This is a genomic window from Dactylosporangium sp. McL0621 (assembly GCF_049995355.1).
GTDB lineage: Bacteria > Actinomycetota > Actinomycetes > Mycobacteriales > Micromonosporaceae > Dactylosporangium.
In genome coordinates, this window is record NZ_CP188259.1 from 1,776,594 (window position 1) to 1,800,591 (window position 23,998).

Sequence of the window (23,998 nt, forward strand, 5' to 3'; positions counted from 1 at the left end):
CCTTCAGGGCGTGATTGACGAGCAAACTAAAAAGCCCAGTAGCTTCTGGCGAGAACTGCCGGTGTTGCTGGGCGTGGCGATCATCGTCGCCGTCGTCGTACGCGCCTTCGTCCTGCAGACGTTCTACATCCCGTCCGAGTCGATGGAGAACACGCTGCTCATCAAGGACCGCGTGCTCGTCAACAAACTGGTGTACGACTTCCGCTCCCCGCATCGCGGCGAGGTCATCGTCTTCACCGCACCCGACTCCTGGCGCAACGACCCGTCCGAAGAGGACTTCATCAAGCGGGTCATCGCCGTCGGCGGCGACCACGTCATGTGCTGCGACGACAAGCAGCGCATCACGGTCAACGGCACGCCGCTGGACGAGACCTACATCTACGCCAACGCCGACGGGCTGCAGGACCTCCCGAGCGAGGAACAGTTCGACGTCACGGTGCCCAAGGACCGCCTGTGGGTGATGGGCGACCACCGGTCCCGATCGGGCGACTCGCGGTACAACTTCATCCGCACGAAAGATCCCAACCAGGCCACGATCCCCGAGGACGCCGTGATCGGCCGCGCCTTCGTGGTCTTCTGGCCCTTCAACCGGGCGAAGTGGCTCAGCGTGCCCGACACCTTCGACAAGGTGCCGGATCCGACGTCCAAATGATTGCGTCGTAGTCTCGTCGGTATGACGGAGGCCGCGGCAGACATCGACCGCCGGGCGGCGCGGGTGCTGTTGCTCGACCCGTCCGGGCGTGTCCTGCTGCTGCGCGGATGCGACCCGGCCCGCCCCGAGCACTGCTACTGGTTCACCGTCGGCGGCGGCCTGGAGGCGGGGGAGTCGCTCGCCGAGGCGGCCGTCCGCGAGGTCTACGAGGAGACCGGCCTGCGCATCACCGCGGCGGACCTGGTCGGGCCCGTCCGCACCGACCAGGTCCAGTTTCCTTTCGATGGCCGTTGGTACTCGCAGGAGCAGACGTTCTTCGTCGTGCGCGCGGAGGCCTTCACGGCGGATCTCTCCCACCTCGCCGACTACGAGACCACCAGCGTCGACGAAACCCGGTGGTGGTCCGCGGACGAACTCGCCGCTACGTCGGAGCGGGTCTACCCGCAGGACCTGGCGGTACTGCTGCGGGAGGTGGCCTGAGCATGCTGGCGCCTCCGCGCACCGTCGTACATCGTGCAGCGGGCCTCTGGGCCCTCGAGCGGGCGCTGCAGCGCCGCGGATTCAACCGCGTCGCCGGCGCCGACGAGGCGGGTCGTGGGGCCTGTGCGGGGCCCCTCGTGGTGGCCGCCGTCATCCTGCCCCAGGGCCGCCGCGGTGAGATCGAGGATCTCAACGACTCCAAGCTGCTCACCCCGGCCGCGCGGGAGCGCATCTACGAACAGGTCGTGCGGCGCGCGGAGGCGTGGACCGCGATCGTGATCCCGCCCGGCGACATCGACCGCCGCGGGCTGCACGTGTGCAACCTCGCCGGCATGCGTCGCGCCCTCGCGGGCCTGGCGGTGCGGCCGGAGTACGCGCTCACCGACGGCTTCAAGGTCGACGGCCTCGGCATTCCCGGCCTCGCGGTCTGGAAGGGCGACCAGGTCGCCGCGTGCGTCGCGGCCGCCAGCGTCGTGGCGAAGGTCACGCGGGACCGCATCATGGAGCGACTGCACGAGTCGTACCCGCAGTACGGCTTCGACGAGCACAAAGGCTATTCGACTCCGGTGCACGGCGCGGCTCTCGTGGCCCACGGCCCGTGCCCCGAGCACCGTTTCTCCTACGCGAACGTGGCGGCGGTGGGGCGGCCGGGCTCACGGCGCGGTAACGTCGGCGTGGCGCCCGGCGAGGCCGCACGGGTTCCGGCGCAAGTGGGCGACAATGTGGCTATGGAAGGCGGACCGCGATGAGCGCCGAAGATCTCGAGAAGTATGAAACCGAGATGGAGCTCCAGCTCTACCGGGAGTACCGCGACATCGTCCGTCAGTTCTCCTACGTGGTGGAGACCGAGCGCCGGTTCTACCTGGCCAACCAGGTCGACCTCCACGTGCGCAACTCCGACGGCGAGGTCTACTTCGAGGTCGAGATGCACGACGCCTGGGTCTGGGACATGTACCGGCCCGCCCGCTTCGTGAAGAACGTCCGAGTGATGACCTTCAAGGACGTCAACGTCGAGGAGCTCGAGAAGCCTGACATCTCGCTCCCGGACAACGGCTTCGGTGGCTGATCCTCGTCACACCTCGTAACTCGGCCCGTCACCAAGTGTGCGGGCCGGGTTAATTTTTTGCCCGTTTCGTACCGCCTGGTCCGTGATTGATCCGCCGGCTTGTCCACAGGTTTCATGATCGCGTTTGCCTCGGCCGCCGGATTGGACAACGCTCGCGGCCATGTTGAAGAACATGGCTCGTTTCGGTCTCCTCGTCCTTGCCGCCACCGCCATCGCAGCGGCCTCGACGGCCATCGCGGCGGTCTCATCGGCCCTCTCCAAGCCGGAGCCGGCCACGCCCTCTCCGTCGGCCGCTGAGGCCCCACCGGCGGCCGGTGCAGACTCGGGTGGTCCGTTCACTCAGGCGCGTTCCTGGACTCCCGCCGGCGTCCCGGCCTGGGGTCCCGTGACCGGGCCGTTCGCGTTCGCCCCCGGCGACGGTGTCTTCCAGGCTCCGCTCGATGGCCCGGTGACCGTGACGAGGGGCTTCGAGCCTCCTTCGGACCGTTACGCCGCCGGCCATCGCGGCGTCGACCTGGCGGGCGTCCCCGGCCAGACGGTCCGCAGCGCCGGCGAGGGCACCGTCATCTTCGCCGGCCTGGTGGGCGGACGGCCGGTGGTGAGCGTCGAGCATCCGGGCGGCATGCGCACCACGTACGAGCCGGTCGCGCCGACGGTGGTGCGCGGGCAGGTGGTGTCGCGGGGGACGCCCTTGGGCACCCTGAGACCGGGCCACCCGAACTGTCCGGTGACGGCCTGCCTGCATTGGGGCCTGAGAACCGACGACAACGTGTACCTGGACCCGCTCACCCTGCTCCGCCCGGCCCAGGTCCGCCTCCTGCCGCTGAACTGACTCGCTCTTCTCCTGGCCCGCTACGCTCTCCTCTTGCCCCGCTCGCTCTTCTCCGGACCGCTCGGTCTTCTCCCTTCTCCCGGATCGCTCGCCTTCCTCAGCTCCTGACTGCTCTTCTCGTCTCTGCTTCTCGCCGCTGCACCTGCCTGCTGCTGTTCGCCCCCTCGCCAGCGTGTTCGCCGTCCGCCGCTGACCTGCCTAGTCGCGTTCCGCCGCATTCGCCGTGCCACGCGCTCGCACTGAGGCCGTCGCAGGACCGCCGTCTTCGCGAACCGCCATTTAATTCCCAGGCTGTCGCTTCCATGCTCTGCGCTTTCGTCGGGCTTCCGCCCCGCCGCGTCCGCGCGTCTGAGGGCTTGTTCGTTCACGAGCTGGCGCTGCGCCGCGTCCGTGCGGTCGTTGGTTGGTCATCCCTGAGTTGGCGCTGCGCAGCGTCCGTGCGGGTCGTTGGTTGGGTCACCTCTGAGCTGGCGCTGCGCCGCTTCCGCGCGGGTCGTTGGTTGGTCACCCCTGAGCTGGCAATGCGCCGCGTCCGCGCGCGTCACGTTCGATGCGGCGCTGAACTGCTATCGCCGCGCGTCCGAGCGAACGCCTAAAGGTGTTCGAGGAGCTTCGGCAGCCCGGCCGCCAGCCGCTGGTAGTCCTCAGGCCGGTTGTAGATCTGGCCCGACAGCCGCAGATATCCGCGCCCGCGCCACGCCGCCATCCCCACCTCGGCCGAAAGCTCATCCGAGATCCTCCGGCGCAGCGCAGTCGCCGCCTCCGGGTCGCTCGCCACGCCCGGGCGCAGCGGGATCAGCGTCATCGGCAGCCCGGTCGCGGGTGGCAGGTCGGCCCCGATCGCCTCCGCGACCGCGCGCTGCCCGTACTCGGCCATCGCTGTGTTGTGCCGCCGCACCGCCTCGATTCCCATCGAGCGCAGCACGAACAGCCCCGTCGGCGCGGCCAGCCAGGGCGTGTAGTCGTGCGACCCGAGCCACTCAAGGCTCGCGGGGAAGCCGGCCTCAGTCGACCACGACAGCACCAGCGGCCGGATTCGCGCCCGGCGCGCGGGCGCGACCGACAACAGCGCCGTGCCCCGGGGCGCGTATCCCCACTTGTGCAGGTTCCCGACCCAGAAGTCCGCCCCGAGGTCGCTGACCTGCGGGTCGAGGATGCCCGGCACGTGCGCGGCGTCGACGTGCACCGCCGCCTGGTCGCCCCAGCGTCCGCGCACCGCCTCGACGATGCGCCGTACCGGAAACACCCGCGCGGTCGCGGCGGTGATGTGGTCGACGATCACCAGCCGCGTCCGGGGCGTGGTCGCTTCCAGCACCGCTGCCGTGACCGCCGCGTCGTCCGCCCCCAGCGGCACCCGCGCGACCCGGCGCACCGCCCCGGTGCGCCGGCACGTGGCCGCCACCGCCAGATCCACGGCCCCATAGCCGTGATCGGTCGTCACGATTTCGTCCTCGGTACCGAGATCAAGGCTCCCGAGCACGATCGACGTGCCCGTGGAGGCGTTCTCGACCAGCGCGGTCCCCTCGGGATCGGCGCCGACGAAGGTGGCGAGATGCCGCCGCACGTGCGCGATCCGCTCCTCGAGCCCGACGGCGAAGAACCGGTGCGGGTTGGCTTCCATCTCCTCGCGTACCCGCTGCTGAGCCCGCTGCACCGCGATCGGCACCATCCCGAACGCCCCGTGGTTCAGGTGCGCAACGGCTGCGTCGTGCGAGAACAGCAGCCGAGCACCGGCAATCGGCTCGGGAGCGGACACATCCACGATCTTAGGGCTCCACCCCCGCTCCCGCGCCCACTTACCGCGCACCACCCCGCTCGATCGCCCCGTACACCGTCCAACGCAAGCTCAAGCCCCTTGTGGGCTGCCAGCGACGGAGCCTTCGGAACCTCCGGTGCTACGCGCGCGGATGCGCCTGTTCGTATGCGGTGCGCAGACGCTCGATCGAAACGTGGGTGTAGATCTGGGTACTCGACAGCGATGCGTGCCCGAGCAGCTCCTGGACGGACCGCAGATCGGCGCCGCCCTCCAGCAGGTGCGTGGCCGCGGAGTGCCGCAGATCGTGGGGCGACGTGTGCGGCAGCCCGGCCGCCCGCGCGTACGAGTCCACGATCCGCCGCGCCGCGCCGGCCTGAAGCCGGGCACCGCGCGCGCCGAGCAGCAGCGCCGGACCGCTCTGGGCGTTCTCGAGCGCCGGGCGGCCGTGCCGGAGCCAGGCGGTCAGCGCAGCGTCGGCCGGCAGCCCGTACGGCACCGAGCGCTCCTTGTCGCCCTTGCCCACGACCCGCACGACGCGCCGCATCCGGTCGACGTCGCCGAGGCCGAGGCCACACAACTCGCTGACCCGGATCCCGGTGCCGTACAGCAGCTCCAGCACCAGCCGGTCGCGCAGCCCGAGCGCGTCCGCGCGACCCGACGGCGAGGTCACCAGCGTCTCGGCCTGGTCCGCGCGGAGCACCGTCGGAAGGTCTCGGTGCGCCTTCGGGCTGGCCAGACGCTGACCAGGGTCCGTCTCGAGCAGCCCCTCGCGCCTAGCCCAGGCGGTGAACGTCCGCGCGGCCGCGGCGTGCCGGGCGAGACTCGTCCGAGCATCCCCGGCGGCGCGCCTCCGCGCGAGCCACCCTCGCAACACGGCGAGCGTCAGCCCGGCGGGTGCGTCCGCGCCTCCGGCCGAGGCATGGTCGAGCAGCGAGACGACATCGCCGACGTACGCCCGCACTGTGTGCGCGGACCGGTTCCGCTCGGCCGCGAGGTAGCGCGCGAAGTCGTCGACCGCGTCGCGCATCGCGACCGGCATCCGCTCGTGCATCTCGGCGGTCCCGGGCGCAGGCGTATCGCTCCGCCCACGCGTCCGGCCGCGCCCCGTGCCGGCGATGCCACCGGCGCCGCGCGACGTCGCAGAACCGCGACCTTTCCCGCTCGCCGTGGTGATATCCCGCCCGGTTTCGCCCCGCGCGGGTGCGCCGGTCACCGTGCCGGCGACTTCGGCCGCCCGTTCCAGCGCGGCCGGGGCTTCTCCGGTGTGGGCCTGGCTGGTCGTGCTGCGCCCGCTTCTGGCTTGCGCGGCGGCGTCCCGTCTCGCGCGGTTTTGCGCGGGCACGGTCGTGGACTCACCCGCGTCGGCGTCACCCGGCGGGCTGGCCTTGGCGTCGGATTCCGCCGCTCGGGCGCGCCGGGCATCGGCGGCAGCCTGGGCGGTCGCCGCCACGTCGCGGAGACGCGCGGGCGCACTTCCGCCGCTGCCGGCCTTCAGCCCGGCCGGCGAGGGGTCCTGCGGCTTCAACGGCGTTGCTGCTCTTCGAGGAATCGTTCGATCAGCCCGCGCACCACGGCCGCCATCGTGAAGCCGTGCTCGGTGCACCAGGCGCGCAGCTCGGTGTGCCGCTCGGCCGGCAGACGAAACGTCACCAGCTGGCTCTCCTCGCCGACCGGGAGGGAGCCGCCCAGCACGCCGTGCGAGGCCGTCTCCTGGCCGAGATCGGGCGGGCCGAGGAGGTTCCGCCCGCGCAGCGCCGCGGTGGCGAAGAGCGCGCTGCGATCCATTGGAACGGTGCGTCCGAGCAGCCAGGCGGTGATCTCCTGGCGGGCCGCGGGCGGGAGCGTCTCGAGCAGCTCCACGAGTTTGTCGACCGGAGCAGTCATACGGTCACGATAGCGCCCGATATCCCGCTATCGCTATCAATCCGCGCGACCGACCGAACGCGTACACCTTGCACTTCCTCGAGTAGCTCGGGCAGCGTCCGGTCGATCACCGGCCCCGGCACGCTGACCACGAACTCGTCCGTTGCCACGGTGCCGTCGCGGCTGAGTACCCGCATCTGGCGGATGTCGACACCGAGTCGACCGAGAAGGGTGGTCACCTGGCCGAGCGAGCCGGGCCGGTCGGGGAGTTCGACGATCATGTGGCGCAGCGACATGAGGCAAGCCTGGCGAGGCCGCGTTTCCCGGCAGTTACGACGCCACGTCGCGCCGCTTTCGGGAAGTTCGTTGACAATGTCAAGGAATCTGATGACGATGTCAATTATGACTATCGAGTCGGTCGCCGCGTTCCGGGGGTTCAACCGCTTCTACACAAATCTGATCGGCGTGCTGCGGGCCGGCTTGCTCGACTCGCCGTACTCGTTGGCCGAGGCGCGGGTGCTGTACGAGCTCGCCGCCGCGCCCGCGCGCGTGCTCGACGTCGCGGAGCTGCGCCAGGGTCTCGACATGGACGCCGGCTACCTGAGCCGCATCCTGGGCCGGTTCGAGGGCGACGGGCTCGTGGTGCGGGAGCGCTCGGACGCGGACGCGCGCAAGCAGCGCATCCGGCTGACCGACGCCGGACGGACGGCTCAGGCCGAGCTCGACCAGCGCTCGGACGCGCAGGCGGCGGCGCTGCTGGGCGCGGTGACGGACACGGACCGGCGCCGCCTCATCGGTGCCATGAGTGCCATCGAGACGATCCTCGGCGGCGGTACCGCATCCGCGCCCACGGTCGTGTTGCGCCCGCCGGGGCCTGGTGACCTCGGCTGGGTCGTCCAGCGCCACGGCGCGCTCTACGCCACGGAGTACGGCTGGAACGGCGACTTCGAAGCGATGGTCGCGCGCATCGTCGCGGACTACGCCGACTCGCACGATCCGCGCTGGGACCGCGCCTGGATCGCCGAGGTCGACGGCGAGCCCGTCGGGTCGATCTTCTGCGTCCGCGCGGGCGGGGACACCGCGAAGCTCCGGCTGCTGTTCGTCGAGCCGAAGGCCCGCGGCCTGGGCGTCGGCGGCCGTCTCGTCGAGGAGTGCGTCCGTTTCGCCCGCGGCGCCGGGTACCGCGACATGGTCCTGTTCACCCACGACATCCTGACCGCCGCGCGCCATCTGTATCAGCGGGCCGGATTCGAGCTCGACCACGAGGAGCGGAAGCCGGCGTACGGCCATGATCTTGTGCACCAGAACTGGCGGAAAGTCTTCTGAAGGCGGCCCGGTCGTGGCCCCAAGCCTGCTCAACCTGCGGCGCGCATCTCCCGCCCACCAAGGAGTTATCCACAAGCACCTCGTTGTCCACAGATTGATCTTCACCGCGGCGCGGTGATCGCCACGATCCGCCAGAGTCGCCGGCATGACGAACAACAACCAGCTCGTCGGCGGCTACGGCGAACGCGTCGCCTGCCGATACCTCGTGTCACAGGGCCTCGTGCTGCTCGACCGCAACTGGCGCAGCCGGGCAGGTGAACTCGACGTGGTCGCCCGCGACGGCGCCGACGTGGTGTTCGTCGAGGTCAAGACCCGCAGGAGCACCCGGTTCGGTCAACCCGTCGAGGCGCTCGTGCCGGCCAAGGTCCGCCGGCTGCGCACGCTCGCCCGGATGTGGCTGTCCGACAACGACGTGCCCTGCGAACGCGTCCGGTTCGACGTGATCAGCGTGCTCATCGGCCGGTCCGTGGCGCTACAGCATCTGCGCGGGGCGTTCTGATGGGGTACGCCCGCGTCTACTCCGTCGCCCTGCACGGCGTGGCCGGCGAGGTCATCGTCGTCGAGGCGGACGTGGCGCCCGGCCTGCCCAGCCTCGTCGTCTCCGGCCTGCCCGACGCGGCGCTGAGCGAGGCCCGCGACCGCGTCCGAGCGGCCGTGCACAACTCGGGCGCCTACTGGCCACAGGCACGCATCACCGTCAACCTTTTGCCCGCCCACGTCCGCAAGCACGGCTCCGGCTTCGACACCGCCGTCGCGATCGCGGTGCTCGCCGCCGGCGCCGCCCTGCCCATCGGCCGGCTCGAGCAGGCTGTGGTGCTCGGCGAGCTCGGCCTGGACGGCACCGTCCGTCCGGTCCGGGGAGTGCTGCCCGCCGTCCTGGCCGCCAGCCGCGCCGGGAAAGAGCTGGCCCTGGTACCCCTGGCCAACATCACCGAGGCCCGGCTCGTGCCCAACATCGAGGTCCGCGCCACGGACAGTCTCGGGCGGATCATCGGCTTCCTGCACGGCTCGGAGAACCTGCTGGACCCGGCCCCGGCACCGCCGACGGCCGAGGCTGCCCCGCTCGACCTCGCCGACGTCCTGGGCCAGGAGCGCGGGCGCCGCGTCATCGAACTCGCCGCGGCAGGGCGGCACCATGTCGCGATGTTCGGCCCGCCGGGGGCGGGCGATACGTCAAGTACAGTACCACGCCATGGAGACACTGAGCGGCTACGTACGACTGAGCCACGAGGCTGGCGACACGAACACCAGCCTTGCCGGCATGGTCCGTGACGTGGTGGCGATGGCCGAACGCCTCGGGTACGCACTGGCTCCGCACCCCCGGCCGGACTGCCCCGAGTCATGCCAGGGCCAGCCCGTGCACGTCGACGACGGTATCTCGGGCGCCGTGCGCAACCGGCCGGCGTTCCTCGCGTGGCTGGCGGACGGGCGAAGCGGCGAGGTAGCGGCGCTGGGAACGTGGCACACAGACCGTGTGTCGCGCGAGGGCGTCAACGCGGTGGCGTTGGTACTCGACGTGGTCGAGGGGAAGGACCCAACGACCGGACGAGTCATGCACAGGCCGGTGCGGTTCGTGGCGCATGACGGGATGGACAGCGAACGCGACTCTGATGCGTTCCGGTGGAAGTTCGTCATCGCAGCCGAGGTAGGCAGGGAAGAGCGAAACCGGGCGGCGGCTCGCAACAAGGCGAAGGACGCGCGCTTGCGGGCGGCGGGTCGCTGGGCAGGCGGGCCAGCGCCGTACGGGTACGCCATCGCGGTCGGCGAGGTGGGCAAGGTGCTCGTGATCGCACCGGACGAGGCGGCGGCCGTGCGCCAGGCGGCGAGCATGATCCTTGCCGGGGACACGCTCGGCGAGGTCACTCGGTGGCTTACGGCGCATGCCCCGGCGCGGCGGGCGGACGGGTGGACGCGGTCGACGGTCAAGCAGATGTTGACCGGCTACGGCCTCACCGGCGCGGCGATGGTCCGGAAGCGGAACGCGGACGGCAGCCGAGTCACGATCAGCAGGCAGACAGAGCCGATGCTGACCGACACGGGCGAAGTGTTCAGGCCGTGGCCGGAGATCCTGACACCCGCCATGGTCGACGCGCTGCGGGACGCGCTGGCCGGTAAGCAGGGCGGACCCAAGCGGGCGGCCGGTCGCGCTCCCGCGCACGTGCTGACCGGCCTACTGACGTGCTCAGGATGCGGCGGACCAATGGTGAGCCACTCAGCGCGCGGCATGTCCTACTTCTGCCGGTCCTACCAGAAGACGAGCGAGTGCCCGCAGCGCGTCAGCATCGCGGCCGGGCGTGCAGAGGGGTACGTGGTCGGGCTGTACCTCGAAAAGTTCGGCGACGCCCCGATGATGGCGCCCGTGGTCACGGTCATCGGTGGCGACGAGCGGGAGCGCGTCGAGTCCGAGCTGGCCGACTCCATGCGTGCGCTGTCGCGCCAGGCCACGCCCGAACTGTTCGCCAGGATCACAGCGCTACAGGCTGAGCGTGACGCCCTGGCGGCGGCGCCCGTCCAGCGGCACACGGAGTGGCGACCGACCGGGCGGACGTTCCGCGACGAGTGGGAGTTGCGGGCCGATGACGTGCTCTGGCGTCGGTCCGTGCTCGCCGAAGCGTTTGCGTCGCTGCGCGTGCTGCCAGGCCGGCGGCCGGTAGACGAGCGAATCAAGGTCGTGTGGAGTGAGGTTGACGAGTACGGCGAGCTGGCGGCGCTGGCTCGCGACCTTGCGGAGTAGGCCGGTCGGGCCTAGCTCGGCCGGGCGCCACCGTGCCGGGTGCGTGCCTGCCGGGCGTCCGGCGCGGTCACTTGGTCGGTCCGAGCGGGCCGGGTCGGTTGCGCACATCGCGACCGGCGGCGTCCAGCGCGTTATCGCACCAAGCGCAGACGGGCCGGCGGCCGGTCGTCGCGCTGCGCCGGTAGTCGGTCCACACGCGGCGCGTGAGGCACCGGGAACAGACGATCGAGGGCAGGCCACCGGTGTACGGGCCGGGGTCGGTCGCTCCGGGCGGGATGATGCGGGCGCGGCGCATGTCTGGCGCTCCTCCGAGATGATCTTCAAAGTCCTAGACCCGTACACGGTGGCTCCTGCCATACCGACCGGGGCAGCTTCCGGCGACGGAGGGGTACCTCCCCACGGCCGTCAGCCAGATGTCGCATCGACTGACGAGCGGGACGAGCGCGAGCACAAGCGCTTGACCTGCGCAAACGCAAGTGATCGATGCGCTTTGCTCATCATGATCGTTGATGCGTTGTGCTCGTGGCGCGCGTGCGTCGCATCGACATGCGCTGAGCGCTTCGCGCTTGACGTGCTCGCACGTTGCACGCGACGAGCACGAGCGCACGAGCACGAGCACGACGAGCACGAGCGCTCACAAGCGCGTGAGCGTGCGTGCACGACAGGGGCGGCCGTTCACGGCAGCCGGGGCGGCGCTTGAACGCCTCCCACGGCGCGCTCACGACTCGCGAACGATCGCGAGCAACCGGCGAACGTGCGTGCACGCCGCTGCACGAGGGCGCACGACCGGGGGCGACCGGAGACGGCCGGCCGGCGTAGCCGCGTGCCGCAGGCACGGCCGGGCGCGGCATGTGACGCGCGGGGGCCGGGTGTCGTTGTAGGGCACGCGGTGTAATTGCGTGCCCTACGCTGTGACGTATCAGCAGGTCACGAGATAGGTATCGGCCCTACTGGTTGCGCTACCTGGTCGCCACGCTTTCGCGGCCGGCGCGTGCGCGGAGGATGCTTCCGGCGAACCGGACGGCCTCAGAAAGGCGCCACGCGAAATCAGTACGCGGCACGGGCGCACCCTCGAAAATGGCCAGCAGGGCGGACCAGCGGGGGTCATCCGGGCGAGCCGAGAGGAACGCGCGCACGGCATCGGCGCCGTAGTCATCGGCCAGGCGCGCAAGGTCGCGGCGCAGGGTGTTCTGTTCCTCCGGCGCTACCTCCGGCATCGGGACCGCAGGCTTCGACCGGGGACGGCGGCCGGCGCGGCGGCGACCATCGTCCGGCAGTGCATGGGCGTAAGCGGGCCACACGCGCCGGATGTACGCGGCGTGCGCGCCAGCCTCGATTGCCTCGGCGACGGGGTTGTACTCGCGCCGCGCGGGCCGGCGGCGGGTGTTGGTGTGCCGGGGCATTACCGGGCCACCTCCGGTGCCGGGTCGGCGCTGCGAGGCGCCACGGTGTACGCCTCGCGGGTGCGCGCGGCGGCCGGGTCGTAGCTGTGAACCGCGCACCATGCGGCGTAGGTCTGCCCGTTGTAGACGGTCGGCGGAATCCGCCCGTCGATGAGTCCAAGGTCGTCATGCATGATCGTCGTTACCTCAGCAGGCCAGGGTGAAGCGGGTCAGGTGGCGGGGTCGGGCGCGGCGGGCGGGCCGGTGCCGGCGCAGCCTCGGCAGCCGGGCGGCGGTGCGGTGCCGGTGCCGGGGCGGGCGGTGCCGGGGGCGGTGCCGGCAGCGTCATGAAACGCTGCTGCGCGTAGTGCCGGGCGGTGTCGACGCTCAGCGCGCGGTACGCGGCCTGCTCGGCGGCGTATACGGCCGGATCGCGAGTATCGGCGGCGGCCAGCGACTCCAGCGCGGCCAGGAAGCGGCGCACGCTGGAGATCGCATCGGCCAACACGGCATCGTCAGACATCGATAAAATCTTCACGCTTCGGCGCGGGCACACCGTGACCGGCACCGTTGCCGGCGAGCCAATCGGTGTAGGCGTCGCGGTACTGTGCCTCTGCGGAACCCTTACCACCGGCCAGCCTCAGCCGGGCGTCATGGTCGCTGGCAGCGCGGCCGGCAGCCTCGGAGGCGTCGCGAGCGGCGAACCGGTCGGCGCGGTCCAGTTCGGCAGCCTCGGCGATCGTGAGTCCCCGAGGGCCAGCCTCGGCGCGGCGGCGCAGGGCGTCGAGGCGATCGGCGTTCGCCTTTTCGGCCAGCCGCGCGGCGGCTTCACGCTGCGCGCGGCGCAGGTGCCCATCGGCGACAGCGGACACGGCGTCAGCGATCGGGTCATCCGTGGCGCGGCGAACGCCGAGGGTGGCGAAGATGTCGTCGAGTTCGGACATTGAGGTACTTCCATCCTTGATAGCGCGCACGGACTGTCCGTGCGCGCGGGCCTGTGGGGGTTGCTGACCCCCTGCGGCGGGCCGGTGTGAAGGAGGGACACCAGCGGGGCCGCAGGGGGCCGGCGGCGCGGTGTTCGTGGCGCAAACCCACGAGTCGCGCGGGGCCGCGTGCGCCTGAATTCACGCGGCGTTAGTGCCGGTACCGGGATCGCAGCGTGGCCAACGTCGTGCGATCGACCGGTACCGGCGGTCTAGGGTGTGCCTCCGCTGTCCCTGCGGCGCTCCGCAGCGACGCGGCGAAGGTCCAAGCGGATACGCGCCATGTCGGCGGCTTCCGTCGAGTCGGCGCCCGACCACACCACATGCAGGCCGGCGGCCGGGTCGCGGCCGGCCATCCGGGCGAGCGTGCCAGCCGGCAGCCATACAGCGTCGTCGCTGTCGAGGTCGGTCGACTCGAGCGGATCCTGATCGTCGCCGATGGTCATGATTCGCCGTCTGCCAGCGCCTCCAGCGCCTCGATGTGAGGCAGCGCGGCCAACAGCGCATCCGTGCCCATCACTGCGGCATTGGCGCGCACGAAGTCGATCGACTTCCGCAGCGCTGCCACGCGGCCACAGTCGGCCAGCCCACATGCCGCACTGCGCGGCCTGCCGCGCCCGGTGCGGGTGCGCACTGACACCGTGCGGCGGCAGCGATCACAGGTCACGTCGTGGCGGTCGCGGCCAGCGGTGAACAGCGCGGTTTCGTGGTCGGACAGGGCAAGCCACCAGGTGCTACCGATGGCAGCCTTCATCAGCGACTGAAGCTCGGCCAGGACCGGGCCACCATCGCGCGGCAACACCACGTCCGGCAGCGCGTTGACCGCTGCGGACAGCGTGAGCGCGCGTGCGATGGCGTCCGCCTTGGCAAGTTCGGCCACCTGTGCGGCGGCGATCACGCAGATACCCCCTCACGGAGGCAGGCGGCCTGCGTCAGCATCAACGCCGCCAGCCGCTCGCGGATGCTCGGCCGTACGGCATCGTCGGCCAGGATGGCGCGCGCGTGCTCGGCCATCGCGTCCGCGAGGTCGGGGTAGGGCGTGGTGGCGGTGGCGGTGGCGGTGGTCGACGCCATGGGTGGGGGCGGAAGCGTAATCATCGTCTGTGCCCTCCTTCGAGGCTTGGGAACGCAAAAAGCCCGGAGTCACGGGGGCCGACAGCGGGTGCATCCGCTGTCGACTCCGGCAACGCCGGGCTGGGTGGTGCCTCCGGTCGCCTATGCACAAGCGGCCGGGGTGGTGGCACCGAACTACTGCGCCTACGGGCCGCAAGTGTGCGTTTGCTGTGGTCGGCGTCACACGATGGGCGTCGCCGGGGCGATGCCGGGCCGCGCCGTTCCGGGCGCCGGGGGCGAAGTGCTCGGAGTGCACTTTGGGAGGGCGTTCCCGAGACCAATCAAGGATTTTGGTTATTTTTCTTCTATATAGAGTTTATTTCTCTGTCTCTCTATTGGTCTCGGAAAGAGGGGGTAAAAGAGCACTTCTGCACTTGGAGGGTGGGCCACCCCGTCCCGGCCGGCCGCGGCGGCGGCGCAGGCCCCCGGCGCGGCCTCGGGCACGCAAAAGCGCCCGCCGGGCCACCTTCGCGGGCAGCTCGACGGGCGCTCGACCGGTGCCCGCCGCCGATAGCTGACAGCCGTCCGTCTGTCATTTCCCTGCCAGACTGGTGCGGTGATGGACTCGTTCGAACGGCAGGCCGCAGAGATCAAGGCCGAACCCGAGAAGTACCGGGAGTTGGAACGGTTGAGGTGTGACTGCTCTCCGCGCCGCAGCACCATCGCAGTTCTATACGCCGGTCCGGATGGACGGATGTGGTTGTGGACGCCCGGCGGGCGCGGGCCACTCAACTATCTCGATCAGCCCAATGACGGGCCGATCACCCCGGGGCACTTCCTTCCCCGAGCGGTACCGTTGCCGCGCGGCCCTGGGGAGGCCACCGGAGCCGCGGTCGCAACGTGCCCTCGTTGCCACAAGGGGCGCTTACTGATTCCCGGCGTGGGCTCCATCAATCAGGTCCAGCTCGGCGCGCCTACGTGGGGACGTGTGACGGAGTAGCTGCGGGTTGCGCTAACATGGCCGTAGAACTTCATTGCCAGACCGGGATCGGCGAACCTGACTCGCGCGCCTTGGCCGCCGCGGGGATGAGCCCCAAAGGGGTTGATTCGCCGTGCCCGAATTGGAGCGGTTCCTTCCTGCCGGATCCTGGGCGTTTGTCGTCGTCGCACTGATCTATGCCGTTCCCCGGCTCATCGTCGCTTTGGTGGCGCTGTTCAAAGTGCCCCCGGACAAGCTGGCAGCCACTATCCGAGCGTTGGCGGAACTGTTCCGTTTTCGGCGCGGTCGCTGACAGCGCCGGGTATCCGTGTGAACGGGCGAGGGCACCGCCGGTGGGGCGCTGCGTATACATAGACCCACGCCTCCGCTCGCTGCGCTCGCTCCGGCCAGCACCGACCGGCCAGCCCTGCGCAACACTGTCGGACGCGAAAAGCCCCGGTACACCGTTGGGTGTCCGGGGCGATTCTGGGGCCGCAGCGTGGACGCTGGGGCGTTGTTCGTTCTACTCGTCCGCGTCCATCGCATCGTCAAGGCGGTCCAGTGCCGCAGCGCGGCGGGACACAGCGGCGGAGTGGCGGGCGGCGTCGGCCAGGCGGCCATCGCGGACCGCGCGGCGGTGCTCGACGCGGGCGGCGTCAAGGCGACCCTGCATCCGTCCTACGGCGCGGCGCACGGGGTCGAACGCCAGGCGCATGCCCTCATCGACACCATCGGCCCAGCCGTTGGCGTAGCCCGAGTCATACGCGCGGGCGGGAAGGTCGATCGTCACGGGTGCTCTCCTACGTCTGTTGGTCGGGGTCGGGGGTTGGGGGTCGGGCGCCAGGCGGTCAGCGTGCTACGCGGCCAGCTCTTGCGCGCCGCTTGCCCACGCGACCAGATCGTCGCGGGCGTAGAGGTCGGCGTTGCCTCGCTTCCCTCGCGGCGCCGGTACGGCCCCGACGCGCCTCTGTAGCCGCTTTTTCGCAGCGTCGTACGTCCACGGGATGACGTCCAGGTCGGCGGCCTCGCGCAGAGTCAGGAAGTCCCCGCCGGGGCTTGATAGCGCGCTGACCTGCGATGTCTCCGGGGTCCGGGGACATGCCAGCGCCCGCGCTTCGGCGGTCGAGAGGTAGGCGACCTGCGTTTCGGTGGCCTGCCCGCCGATGACGAGCTGCCAGCGGCCAAGGGTGCGCGACGCGCGAGGCATCGCGGCCTCGGGAACGAGCATCTTCCAGTTGTTCGCGGTGTACCGCGCGAGGAGACGCACGCCGAAGTTCTCGCGTGCCTCGGGGCCGCCGATCGCGCGGGCCGTGAGCATCTGGGCGACGGCGAGGACGTTCACCTTCGCCGACCGGCCCATGAACAGGAGATCGGCGAGCGCGGCGATTGCTGGCGACCGCTTCGGGTCACCCTTACCCCGCGCCTCTGCCCAGAAGTTCACGAGCTGCCCGATCGTCGCGTTCAGCTCCTCGGCGATGACGAGCACGCGCGGGCCGGGGTCCCAGTCGTCGGCCTCATGCAGCGCGAACGTGTTCCGCTCGTCGGCGAGCGCGGCCAGGCGCACAAGCGCGGCGTGCATCTGCTCGGGCCTTGAGCAGTAGTCGACGCCGTCGAGGCCCAGCGCCCAGCGATGCGAGCCCTTGCGGTCGAGGATGACCACCTGGCCGCCACGCGCAAGCACCTGCACGGCGATGAGCTGCGCGAGCACGCTCTTACCCGCACCCGTGCCGGCGCTGACCGCGATGTGTGGCGAGTCGTCGCGGAGCGAGATCGTGACGGGCCGGTCGCCAGCGCCGAGGCCAAGGAAGAACTCCCACTCCGCGAGGCCATCGAGGTGCGCGAGGACCTGGGCGTGACCGACCTTCGCCGGTGGCCGCTTCCGCACGGTCCAAGTCGCGGTGACGCGCGGGCCTACCTGCTGCCATGCCTCGACGAGATCGGAAACGGGAATCTTGCTGCTGATGATCGCTGAGACGAGCTGTCGTTGCTCGCGCGTCAGGTACGGCGTGTCAGCGGTCAGCTCGATGCGCGGCCCCAGCTCCTCGCCGGGGCGACGGAACACAGCGAGCCGCGACGTGACCGGCTCGGCGGCACGCTGCACCGTCCACGCCGCCCGCTGAGCGCGCTCAGGAAGCCACCGGATCACGGGCTCTACGTGCTCGCCGTACCAAGCGCGTGCGGCGACCTCGGCGGGCGAGAGGGGTTTTGCCAGGCGGGGCGTGAGGTTCCCGAGCGACGGATCGACGTGCAGCCGCACGGCGTCGAGGCCCAGGGCGGGCGCCAGCGCCGCGAGGGTCGGGGAGACGTACTCACGGCGGAACCGACGGCGGACCAGGCGGCGCCGCGCCCGGAAGCCAGCCACGACGGCGGCGGCGCCGAGGGCCGCGCCGGTCGGCTCCGGGTGCGCGGCGGCGAGGACGGCGGCGGCGGGCACCGCCAGGCGCAGGGCCTGACGGTGCCAGCCTGCCCAGCGGCCCGCGCCGGGCCGCCGGTACGGATAGCCTTCGCGGCCGTCGAGGGGGCGGCCGGACACGTAGCGGTAGGCGAGGCGGGGCGCCGTGTGGCGACGCCCCAGCCGACGAACCGCGCGCTCAAGCTCGGTCACTGGTCGCCGTCCTCGCGGATGAGGTGCGCCAGGGCCGCGCCCATGCCGAGGACAGCCACGGGCAGGCACGCGACGAGAGTCGTGATCCACCACGGCGCTCCCGTGATGCCGGCGGCGGTCAGGATGTGGTACGCGACCTGACCCAGTGCGCCGACGAGCAGGGACCCGATGGCTGACAGCTTCGCGAAGCGCCCGGCGCGGGGCGGCACCGCCCCGGACAGCCAGATGCGCAGGGCGTAGGCGGCGTAGATCTCGACGCCGATCGGGAGCGTGATGGCGGTGTTCAGGCTGAACCCGTCCGCGATGCCGGGAAGCGGGTGGACCACACCGAACCCGGTGAGTCCGCCGAGGCCAACCCAGCCGGACCAGATGGCGACGAACGCGGGGAGGGCGATGAGCATCACGGGCCAGGTCGACACCTTGCGCGTCCGCCTCGACGCCGGGCGGATACCCGGGTCCCTGTCGTCGCTGACCTGCGCGGACGCCTCGACGACCGGCGCGGGCGGGTACGCCACGGGTACGGGCGTGTAAACGGCCGGAAGCTCAGGCGCGGGCGAGATCGGGGCGAGAGCCGAGGCGGGCTCCGCGAAGTCCCACGGGTCCGGCACGGGTTCCACCTCGGCGGCCTCGGCGGCCAGGGCCTCACGGAGGGCGGACGCCTTCGGGGCGCCGACACGGAGGGAGGTCATGAGCTTGTTCCGCGACGGGATACCGCCGACGGCCTCGGCCAGGTCCCGGGCGGCGGGCATCAGGTCCTCGAGCGGGCGGGCGATGGTCGGGGCGCTCACTGGGTGACCTCCTGGCGGTCGGGGCGGGCGGAAAGCTCGGCGACGATTTCGTGTCCTCGGCGGATCAGTTCAAGATCGGAGTACGCGGCCAATTCGCGGGCGTACCGCGCGCCGGGCGGCGGGCCGAAGTCGGCGGCGGCAGAGCGGCCGGTGAAGTACGGGCGGCCGGTCAGCAGTTCGTAGAGCGCGGCGATCATGCGGCACCAAGCCTCTCGCTGCGGCACGGCGCGCAGTGCGCGGCGAGCTGCCCGACGTGACGGGCGCAGCGGCCCGGCGCGGTCGACGGCGGCGGAAGGGCGGCTCCTCGGCGCTCCGGGAACGGCGGTCCTGCCTCGGCGCTCTTTTTGCCCTTTGGAAGGAATCGACGCCAGTCGCGCGGAGCGCGCTTCTTCTCTTCGAGATGGTCTTCAGAGCTTCGGGTGACAGCCTGCGTGTCACCCCCGGCGGCCGAATCTGTCACCCCGCGAGCCGAGATGTCACCCCCGGCGGCGTCGGTGTCGCCCCCGCCGGTGACAAGGCGGTAGACGCGCGTCGCGATGCTGGCGACCTTCCGCACGACCAGGCGGCCAAGCTCGACGAGCTTCGAGAGCGCGCGCTGAACCGTGCGGGTCGAGCAGCCTACGTAGTCGGCGATCGTCGCCACCGACGGCCAGGCGTCGCCGTCGGCGTTCGCGTGCGCGGCGATGGCGACCAAGACCAGGCGCTCAGTCTTCGGCAGGTCGTGGGACGCGCGCAGGGCGTTCTTCACGGCGGCGCTCATCGGGCACCCACCGGCGCGGGGTTACTCTGGACCACGGTTCGGACCTCCAGTGTCCGTTCAAGGCCCCGGAGCACAGGCGTTGGCGCGCCTGCCGGGGCCGTTTTGTGCGCTCCTGCATTTGGAGCGTTGCCCGCCGGTGCCGGAAAGACCATGCTCGCCGCCCGCCTGCCCGGAGTCCTGCCCCCGCTCGACGATGAGGAGGCGATCGAGGTGACGGCGCTCCATTCGATCGCCGGCACTCTCGCGCCAAGCGGTGCACTCGTCAGGCGGGCGCCGCTCCAGGCCCCCCATCACACAGCGTCCGTGGCCGCACTGGTCGGCGGCGGATCAGGTCTCGCCAAGCCGGGCGCGATCAGCCTCGCCCACCACGGGGTGCTCTTCCTCGACGAGTGCGCCGAGTTCGCCTCCGGTGTGCTCGACGCCCTTCGGCAACCGCTGGAACAGGGTGAGATCAGGCTCAGGCGGACGTACGGCGAGACCATCTATCCAGCCCGGGCGCAGCTGGTCATGGCGGCCAACCCCTGCCCGTGCGCGAGGCCGGGAGGCCGGCAGACGTGCCAGTGCCCGTCGATCGTCCGCCGGCGGTACCAGGCCCGGCTCTCCGGGCCCTTGATGGACCGGGTGGATCTACAAGTAGATCTCGACCCGGTCCGTTCGGCCGCGCTGCTCGGCACCGAACACGTGGAGCCGTCCCAGATCATCGCCAAGCGGGTTTTCGAGGCCAGGGCCACGGCCGCGTCCCGCTGGGGAGGGCGGGCCAGGACGAACGGGGATGTGCCGGCCGCGGTTCTGCGCGAGGGGAAGTTCCGGCTTTCGCGGTTCGTGCTGCACCCTCTGACGATCGAGATGGATCGGGGCCGGCTGTCGGCGAGAGGCTTCGAGCGGTCGGTACGCGTGGCTTGGACCATCGCCGACCTCGATGGGCGGGAACGGCCTGAGGCGGCTGACGTACGTGAGGCGCTGGAGCTGCGCTCGAGGACCGTTCGATGAGGGCGGCGGAGGAGCGCGAGGCGCGCATGGCGCTCGGGACGCTCGTCGAGCCCGGCTCTCGCGAGCTCGGCTTGCTGGTCCGTTCGGTGGGCGCACCTGAGGCGCTGGCCCGGGCCGTCGGCGGGTTCGGCATCTCGCCCGGGCTGGCTGGTGCGGTACAGGCGAGACTGCGCATCGCCGGTGTGGACGGCTCGGCGGACGTGGGTGCTGAGCTCGCCGAGCGGATGGGAGAGCTGGCGGAGCGGCTCGGTGCGCGGATCATCACCGCGGCCGACGAGGAATGGCCGCCGGTGCTCGACGACCTGGTCCGGGCCAGCCGCGAGGGCAACATGCTGCGCCGGGACACCGACCCGCCGATGTGCGTCTGGCTGCGTGGGCCGCTGCGGCTCGCCGAGACGCTGGAGCGGTCCGTGGCGGTGGTGGGGGCGAGGGCGGTCACCGGGTACGGCGGCTACGTGGCCTCCGAGTTCGGGTACGGGCTCGCGGAGTGCGGGTGGACGGTCGTTTCCGGCGGCGCTCTCGGCGTCGACGTGACCGCACATCGGGGCGCTCTGGCCGGGGGAGGGGCAACGGTCGCGGTGATGGCGTGCGGGATCGACAAGGCGTATCCGGCGGCGAATACCGCGGTGCTGGAACAGATCGGCGACGAGGGTCTGCTGCTGACCGAGTGGTCGCCTGGCACGCAGCCGCACAAGACGCGGTTCCTGACCCGCAACCGGGTCATCGCGGCGGCGACCAGGGGCACGGTCATGGTCGAGGCCGGATCACGCAGCGGGGCGCGCAACACCCTCGGGTACGCCAGGCTGCTGGAACGTTCCGCGATGGTCGTGCCCGGGCCGATCAACTCGCCGATGTCGGTCGGCTGCCACGTCGAGCTGCGGCAGCCGGGCACGGTGTTGGTGACCCGGGTCGAGGAGATCGTCGAGGAGATCGGCAGCGTCGGGGAGCTGGCCGCGCCGATCCAGGGTGCGGGGCGGCCCGAGGACGTTCTCGACGCACTCCAGGCGCGCATCCTCGACGCGGTGCGGCCGCGCAAGGCCACGACGGCGGAGCAGATTGCCGCCGTGGCCGGAGTCAGCGGGCGCGATGCCCGGCGCAACCTGCCGCTGCTGGAGGAGCTGGGGTTCGTGCTGTCGGGACCGGACGGGTACCGGCTCAGCAGCCCGCCGCAGGGTCCGATCGGCGAGGAGGAAGAGAGGTGACCGGGTCAGAGCCGCTGGAGCCGGGCCACGGCCTCGTCGAGGACCTCGTCCCGCTTGCAGAACGCGAACCGCACGAGCCGCCGCCCGGCCTCGACGTCGTCGTAGAAGACCTGGGTCGGTACGGCGACGACGCCGCAGCGCTCCGGCAGCGCCAGGCAGAACTCGACGCCGTCGGTGCCGCCCAGCGGGGTGATGTCCGCGGTGACGAAGTATGTGCCCTCCGGCTGCAGCACCGCGAACCCGGCCTCTGCCAGGCCCTTGCACAGGCGGTCGCGTTTGCGCTGCAGGTCGTCGCGGAACTCCTGGTAGTAGGACGTCGGCGACGCCAGGGCCACCGCGACGGCGGGCTGGAGCGGGCCGGCGTTGACGTACGTCAGGAACTGCTTCACCCGCGTCACGGCCGAGACCAGCGGGCGGGTGCCGCACACCCAGCCGATCTTCCAGCCGGTGCACGAGAACGTCTTGCCGGCGGAGGAGATCTGCAGCGTCCGGTCCCGCATGCCGGGCAGCCCGGCGAGCGGCACGTGCGGGGCGGCCGCGTCGCTGAAGACCAGGTGCTCGTACACCTCGTCGGTGACGGCCACGACGTCGTACTCGGTGCACAGCTCGGCGATCTGGGCGAGCTCGGCCGCGGTGAAGACCTTGCCGGTCGGGTTGTGCGGAGAGTTGAGCAGCACCAGCCGGGTCCGCGGTCCGAATGCGGCGCGCAGCTCGGCGGGGTCGAAGGAGTACCGGCCGTCGGCGGCCCGCAAGGTGACCGGGCGGCGGACGGCGCCCGCGAGCGCGATGGATGCGGCGTACGAGTCGTAGTAGGGCTCGAAGCAGACGACCTCGTCGCCGGGTTCGCAGAGGGCGAGGATGCTCGCCGCGATCGCCTCGGTCGCGCCGGCGGTGACCAGGATCTCGCCGTCGGGGTCGTACTCGAGGCCCCAGAAGGCCCGCTGGTGCGCCGAGATCGCGGTGCGCAGCTCGGGGATGCCGGGGCCGGGCGGGTACTGGTTGCGGCCTCCGTGGATCGCCGCGGCCGCCGCGTCCAGCATCGCGGCCGGTCCGTCGGTGTCGGGGAAGCCCTGCCCGAGGTTGACGGAGCCGGTGCGTACGGCGAGCGCCGACATCTCCGCGAAGATGGTCGTGCCGAACGGGCGCATGCGGGCGATGAGCGGATCACGCGAGGCGTCTGTCACCTCCCGAGTATGCGGCCGAGCCTGCCGGTGCGGTCGGGGCTGTCTGGTGGAAGGCGCAGTTGTCGGTTGGCCGCCGGAGTCCGAGGGGCGGACCGGGCGCCGCGTGCCGTGTGGGCCGATGGGAGCCTGCGCCGACCGCGGGCCGCCCAGCCTGTGGTCGGTCCGGGTTCGGGCGCCCCGTCGGCGAGGCGTTGGCAGGCGAGTACGGCCTCGCCTGCGGACGGTCCGAGGGCTGCCGGCCAGTCGGAGGAGCGATTGCAGAGGAGTGCGGCCCTCTCCGTGGCCGGTCCGGGATCGGGCGCCCCGTTGGAGGGACAGCGGCCGACGAGCGCCGCCCGGCCTGCGAACCGTCCGGAATCGGGCGACCCGTGTGAGGGACAGGGGAAGAAATGGGGAACGCGTGTGATCCCGACAGGCCTGGTCAGGGCAGCGACGCAGATTACAGGCACCTTTGCCGGGTGGCGAGGATCATGCCGAGGGCCTACCGTGACGGACCGTGGATGGACGCCGGAACTTGCCCTCCGACCCGGACGCGGAATCGCGCTGGTACGCGGATGGCCGTGGATACGACGATCGCGGGTACGACGACCGCCGTGACGATCGTGGGCATGACGCCCGCGGTGACCGGAGCCGGGACGAGCGCTCCCCGGACTCGCACGGCCGGGACGACGCCGACCCCGGGTATGGCGACGAGCGCGGGTACGGCGATGACCGGGGGTACACGCCGACGCGGTATGCGGACGAGCGGGAGTACGACGACGGCGGGTACCGGGTTCCGGAGCCGCGGGGAGGGGGCCGTGGATACGGTGCCGATCCGCTGAGCTACGGCGACAGTCCCAGCGGGCAGTTCGGTCCGGCGGCCCTCGGGCGTGGCGTGGACTCGGGCGAGTACTCCGGGGAGTTCGTGAGCCGGTCGCGGCGCTCTGAGGCGATCGACCGCGGCTCGCTGCAGCGGCCGGTGTCGGGCGGAGGCGCCTCCGATGGGGTGGCCGGGGCCTCGATCCCGGGGCTCAGCACCTCCGGATCGCCGATCCAGGGGTTGCCGACCGTCACGCCGTCCAACACCGGGTCGCTCGGGCACGGTGGACCAGGCGGATCAGTTGGGCTGGGTGGACCTGCCGGGCCGGGCGGCGCCGGGTCGCTCGGACACGTCGGGGGCGCCGGACTCGCCCCGGGCATGACCAGCCCGCTCGGGGTGGCATCGGCCGGGTCGGGAGTTGCGGCGCCTGGGGTTGCTGCCTCTGGCGGCGGTGCGCCTGGATTTGGGGCGCCCGGGGGCTTCGCACCAGGCGGTTACGCGCCGGGCGCGGCCGGGCCGGTGTCCGGTGGGCCTGTCTCGGGTGTACCCGGGTCCGGGGCGCCG

30 protein-coding genes and 1 pseudogene are annotated in these 23,998 nt (G+C 71.5%); 12 read left to right on the top strand and 19 right to left on the bottom strand.

All coding sequences use genetic code 11. The features are described 5' to 3' along the window. The first annotated feature begins 10 nt into the window (after positions 1-10). The 4 genes from lepB to ACPPVO_RS08125 are packed head-to-tail and all read left to right on the top strand — an operon-like array spanning position 11 to position 2,198. On the top strand, positions 11-652 hold the full coding sequence (lepB, locus tag ACPPVO_RS08110; RefSeq protein ID WP_426510612.1) for a signal peptidase I: 642 nt from the start codon (positions 11-13) through the stop codon (positions 650-652). Positions 653-673: 21 nt separating this feature from the next. After that, positions 674-1,132 carry an NUDIX hydrolase gene (locus tag ACPPVO_RS08115; protein ID WP_426510613.1) on the top strand — a complete coding sequence of 153 codons (459 nt, stop codon included), beginning with the start codon at positions 674-676 and terminating at the stop codon, positions 1,130-1,132. A gap of 2 nt (positions 1,133-1,134) precedes the next feature. Continuing rightward, entirely contained in the window at positions 1,135-1,881 is a 747-nt protein-coding gene (locus ACPPVO_RS08120; protein WP_360369538.1) for a ribonuclease HII, read from the top strand. Next, complete coding sequence (locus tag ACPPVO_RS08125) at positions 1,878-2,198, top strand: DUF2469 domain-containing protein (protein WP_033357832.1); 321 nt, start codon at positions 1,878-1,880, stop codon at positions 2,196-2,198. The genes ACPPVO_RS08120 and ACPPVO_RS08125 overlap by 4 nt, the downstream gene beginning before the upstream one ends. Before the next feature lie 6 nt (positions 2,199-2,204). Here the strand turns inward: ACPPVO_RS08125 and ACPPVO_RS08130 are convergent, their stop codons facing one another. Next, the gene (locus ACPPVO_RS08130) at positions 2,205-2,474 is read right to left on the bottom strand and encodes a hypothetical protein (RefSeq protein ID WP_426510614.1); all 270 of its coding nucleotides are present in this window, start codon (positions 2,472-2,474) and stop codon (positions 2,205-2,207) included. A gap of 172 nt (positions 2,475-2,646) precedes the next feature. Between ACPPVO_RS08130 and ACPPVO_RS08135 the strand changes: the two genes are divergently transcribed. Next, the gene (locus ACPPVO_RS08135; RefSeq protein WP_426510615.1) at positions 2,647-3,030 is read left to right on the top strand and encodes a M23 family metallopeptidase; all 384 of its coding nucleotides are present in this window, start codon (positions 2,647-2,649) and stop codon (positions 3,028-3,030) included. Positions 3,031-3,622: 592 nt separating this feature from the next. On the opposite strand, the gene ACPPVO_RS08140 is transcribed toward ACPPVO_RS08135, so the two are convergent. The 4 genes from ACPPVO_RS08140 to ACPPVO_RS08155 form a co-directional block, all read right to left on the bottom strand. Next, complete coding sequence (locus ACPPVO_RS08140; RefSeq protein ID WP_426510616.1) at positions 3,623-4,786, bottom strand: aminotransferase class V-fold PLP-dependent enzyme; 1,164 nt, start codon at positions 4,784-4,786, stop codon at positions 3,623-3,625. 139 nt (positions 4,787-4,925) lie between these two features. Then, entirely contained in the window at positions 4,926-5,837 is a 912-nt protein-coding gene (locus tag ACPPVO_RS08145) for a tyrosine recombinase XerC (RefSeq protein ID WP_426514573.1), read from the bottom strand. A 470-nt stretch (positions 5,838-6,307) separates the two neighbouring features. Further along, positions 6,308-6,670 carry a hypothetical protein gene (locus ACPPVO_RS08150; RefSeq protein WP_426510617.1) on the bottom strand — a complete coding sequence of 121 codons (363 nt, stop codon included), beginning with the start codon at positions 6,668-6,670 and terminating at the stop codon, positions 6,308-6,310. Then, a complete protein-coding gene (locus ACPPVO_RS08155; protein WP_426510618.1) occupies positions 6,667-6,945 on the bottom strand; it encodes an ACT domain-containing protein in 279 nt (92 codons plus the stop codon). Before ACPPVO_RS08155 ends, ACPPVO_RS08150 begins: the two co-directional genes overlap by 4 nt. A 106-nt stretch (positions 6,946-7,051) precedes the next feature. Between ACPPVO_RS08155 and ACPPVO_RS08160 the strand changes: the two genes are divergently transcribed. From ACPPVO_RS08160 to ACPPVO_RS08175, 4 genes are all read left to right on the top strand, one after another. Then, entirely contained in the window at positions 7,052-7,975 is a 924-nt protein-coding gene (locus ACPPVO_RS08160; protein WP_426510619.1) for a bifunctional helix-turn-helix transcriptional regulator/GNAT family N-acetyltransferase, read from the top strand. A 145-nt stretch (positions 7,976-8,120) separates the two neighbouring features. After that, positions 8,121-8,474 (top strand): YraN family protein, encoded by a 354-nt coding sequence (locus ACPPVO_RS08165; protein ID WP_426510620.1) that lies wholly within the window; start codon positions 8,121-8,123, stop codon positions 8,472-8,474. Beyond that, the gene (locus ACPPVO_RS08170) at positions 8,474-9,247 is read left to right on the top strand and encodes a magnesium chelatase domain-containing protein (protein ID WP_426510621.1); all 774 of its coding nucleotides are present in this window, start codon (positions 8,474-8,476) and stop codon (positions 9,245-9,247) included. The genes ACPPVO_RS08165 and ACPPVO_RS08170 overlap by 1 nt, the downstream gene beginning before the upstream one ends. Further along, positions 9,168-10,709, top strand: a complete 1,542-nt coding sequence (locus tag ACPPVO_RS08175; protein ID WP_426510622.1) for a recombinase family protein — start codon at positions 9,168-9,170, stop codon at positions 10,707-10,709. Before ACPPVO_RS08170 ends, ACPPVO_RS08175 begins: the two co-directional genes overlap by 80 nt. A gap of 959 nt (positions 10,710-11,668) precedes the next feature. Here ACPPVO_RS08175 and ACPPVO_RS08180 read toward each other — a convergent pair. The 7 genes from ACPPVO_RS08180 to ACPPVO_RS08210 all read right to left on the bottom strand — a co-directional run bounded on the left by ACPPVO_RS08180 (position 11,669) and on the right by ACPPVO_RS08210 (position 14,148). Next, positions 11,669-12,112: a hypothetical protein gene (locus tag ACPPVO_RS08180; RefSeq protein ID WP_426510623.1), complete on the bottom strand. Its 444-nt coding sequence runs from the start codon at positions 12,110-12,112 to the stop codon at positions 11,669-11,671. After that, positions 12,112-12,285: a hypothetical protein gene (locus tag ACPPVO_RS08185; protein WP_426510624.1), complete on the bottom strand. Its 174-nt coding sequence runs from the start codon at positions 12,283-12,285 to the stop codon at positions 12,112-12,114. Before ACPPVO_RS08185 ends, ACPPVO_RS08180 begins: the two co-directional genes overlap by 1 nt. Before the next feature lie 8 nt (positions 12,286-12,293). Beyond that, positions 12,294-12,614, bottom strand: coding sequence for a hypothetical protein (locus ACPPVO_RS08190; protein WP_426510625.1), 321 nt, complete (start codon positions 12,612-12,614; stop codon positions 12,294-12,296). Then, positions 12,607-13,035: a hypothetical protein gene (locus ACPPVO_RS08195; protein ID WP_426510626.1), complete on the bottom strand. Its 429-nt coding sequence runs from the start codon at positions 13,033-13,035 to the stop codon at positions 12,607-12,609. The genes ACPPVO_RS08190 and ACPPVO_RS08195 overlap by 8 nt, the downstream gene beginning before the upstream one ends. 251 nt (positions 13,036-13,286) lie before the next feature. Next, on the bottom strand, positions 13,287-13,520 hold the full coding sequence (locus ACPPVO_RS08200; RefSeq protein ID WP_426510627.1) for a hypothetical protein: 234 nt from the start codon (positions 13,518-13,520) through the stop codon (positions 13,287-13,289). Then, a complete protein-coding gene (locus ACPPVO_RS08205) occupies positions 13,517-13,972 on the bottom strand; it encodes a hypothetical protein (protein ID WP_426510628.1) in 456 nt (151 codons plus the stop codon). Before ACPPVO_RS08205 ends, ACPPVO_RS08200 begins: the two co-directional genes overlap by 4 nt. Next, the gene (locus ACPPVO_RS08210; protein WP_426510629.1) at positions 13,969-14,148 is read right to left on the bottom strand and encodes a hypothetical protein; all 180 of its coding nucleotides are present in this window, start codon (positions 14,146-14,148) and stop codon (positions 13,969-13,971) included. Before ACPPVO_RS08210 ends, ACPPVO_RS08205 begins: the two co-directional genes overlap by 4 nt. A 1,091-nt stretch (positions 14,149-15,239) precedes the next feature. On the opposite strand from ACPPVO_RS08210, the gene ACPPVO_RS08215 reads away from it, so the two are divergent. Continuing rightward, complete coding sequence (locus ACPPVO_RS08215) at positions 15,240-15,419, top strand: hypothetical protein (protein ID WP_426510630.1); 180 nt, start codon at positions 15,240-15,242, stop codon at positions 15,417-15,419. Positions 15,420-15,629: 210 nt separating this feature from the next. Here the strand turns inward: ACPPVO_RS08215 and ACPPVO_RS08220 are convergent, their stop codons facing one another. The 5 genes from ACPPVO_RS08220 to ACPPVO_RS08240 all read right to left on the bottom strand — a co-directional run bounded on the left by ACPPVO_RS08220 (position 15,630) and on the right by ACPPVO_RS08240 (position 19,259). Further along, positions 15,630-15,896, bottom strand: coding sequence for a hypothetical protein (locus ACPPVO_RS08220; protein WP_426510631.1), 267 nt, complete (start codon positions 15,894-15,896; stop codon positions 15,630-15,632). A 66-nt stretch (positions 15,897-15,962) separates the two neighbouring features. Next, positions 15,963-17,711, bottom strand: a complete 1,749-nt coding sequence (locus ACPPVO_RS08225; RefSeq protein WP_426510632.1) for a helicase HerA domain-containing protein — start codon at positions 17,709-17,711, stop codon at positions 15,963-15,965. Further along, on the bottom strand, positions 17,708-18,499 hold the full coding sequence (locus tag ACPPVO_RS08230; RefSeq protein WP_426510633.1) for an ABC transporter permease: 792 nt from the start codon (positions 18,497-18,499) through the stop codon (positions 17,708-17,710). The genes ACPPVO_RS08225 and ACPPVO_RS08230 overlap by 4 nt, the downstream gene beginning before the upstream one ends. Next, complete coding sequence (locus ACPPVO_RS08235; RefSeq protein ID WP_426510634.1) at positions 18,496-18,696, bottom strand: hypothetical protein; 201 nt, start codon at positions 18,694-18,696, stop codon at positions 18,496-18,498. Before ACPPVO_RS08235 ends, ACPPVO_RS08230 begins: the two co-directional genes overlap by 4 nt. After that, positions 18,693-19,259 (bottom strand): helix-turn-helix domain-containing protein, encoded by a 567-nt coding sequence (locus tag ACPPVO_RS08240; protein ID WP_426510635.1) that lies wholly within the window; start codon positions 19,257-19,259, stop codon positions 18,693-18,695. Before ACPPVO_RS08240 ends, ACPPVO_RS08235 begins: the two co-directional genes overlap by 4 nt. Positions 19,260-19,388: 129 nt before the next feature. Between ACPPVO_RS08240 and ACPPVO_RS08245 the strand changes: the two are divergent. Continuing rightward, positions 19,389-20,249, top strand: a pseudogene (locus tag ACPPVO_RS08245) (ATP-binding protein); the annotation flags it as partial. Continuing rightward, positions 20,246-21,451: a DNA-processing protein DprA gene (gene dprA, locus ACPPVO_RS08250; protein WP_426510636.1), complete on the top strand. Its 1,206-nt coding sequence runs from the start codon at positions 20,246-20,248 to the stop codon at positions 21,449-21,451. The pseudogene ACPPVO_RS08245 and the gene dprA, both read left to right, overlap by 4 nt. Positions 21,452-21,456: 5 nt before the next feature. Here dprA and ACPPVO_RS08255 read toward each other — a convergent pair whose 3' ends face one another. Together ACPPVO_RS08255 and ACPPVO_RS08260 are read right to left on the bottom strand one after the other, a co-directional pair. Continuing rightward, the gene (locus tag ACPPVO_RS08255) at positions 21,457-22,599 is read right to left on the bottom strand and encodes a pyridoxal phosphate-dependent aminotransferase (protein WP_426514574.1); all 1,143 of its coding nucleotides are present in this window, start codon (positions 22,597-22,599) and stop codon (positions 21,457-21,459) included. 858 nt (positions 22,600-23,457) lie between these two features. Next, positions 23,458-23,688 carry a hypothetical protein gene (locus tag ACPPVO_RS08260; RefSeq protein ID WP_426510637.1) on the bottom strand — a complete coding sequence of 77 codons (231 nt, stop codon included), beginning with the start codon at positions 23,686-23,688 and terminating at the stop codon, positions 23,458-23,460. Positions 23,689-23,998 lie beyond the last annotated feature (310 nt).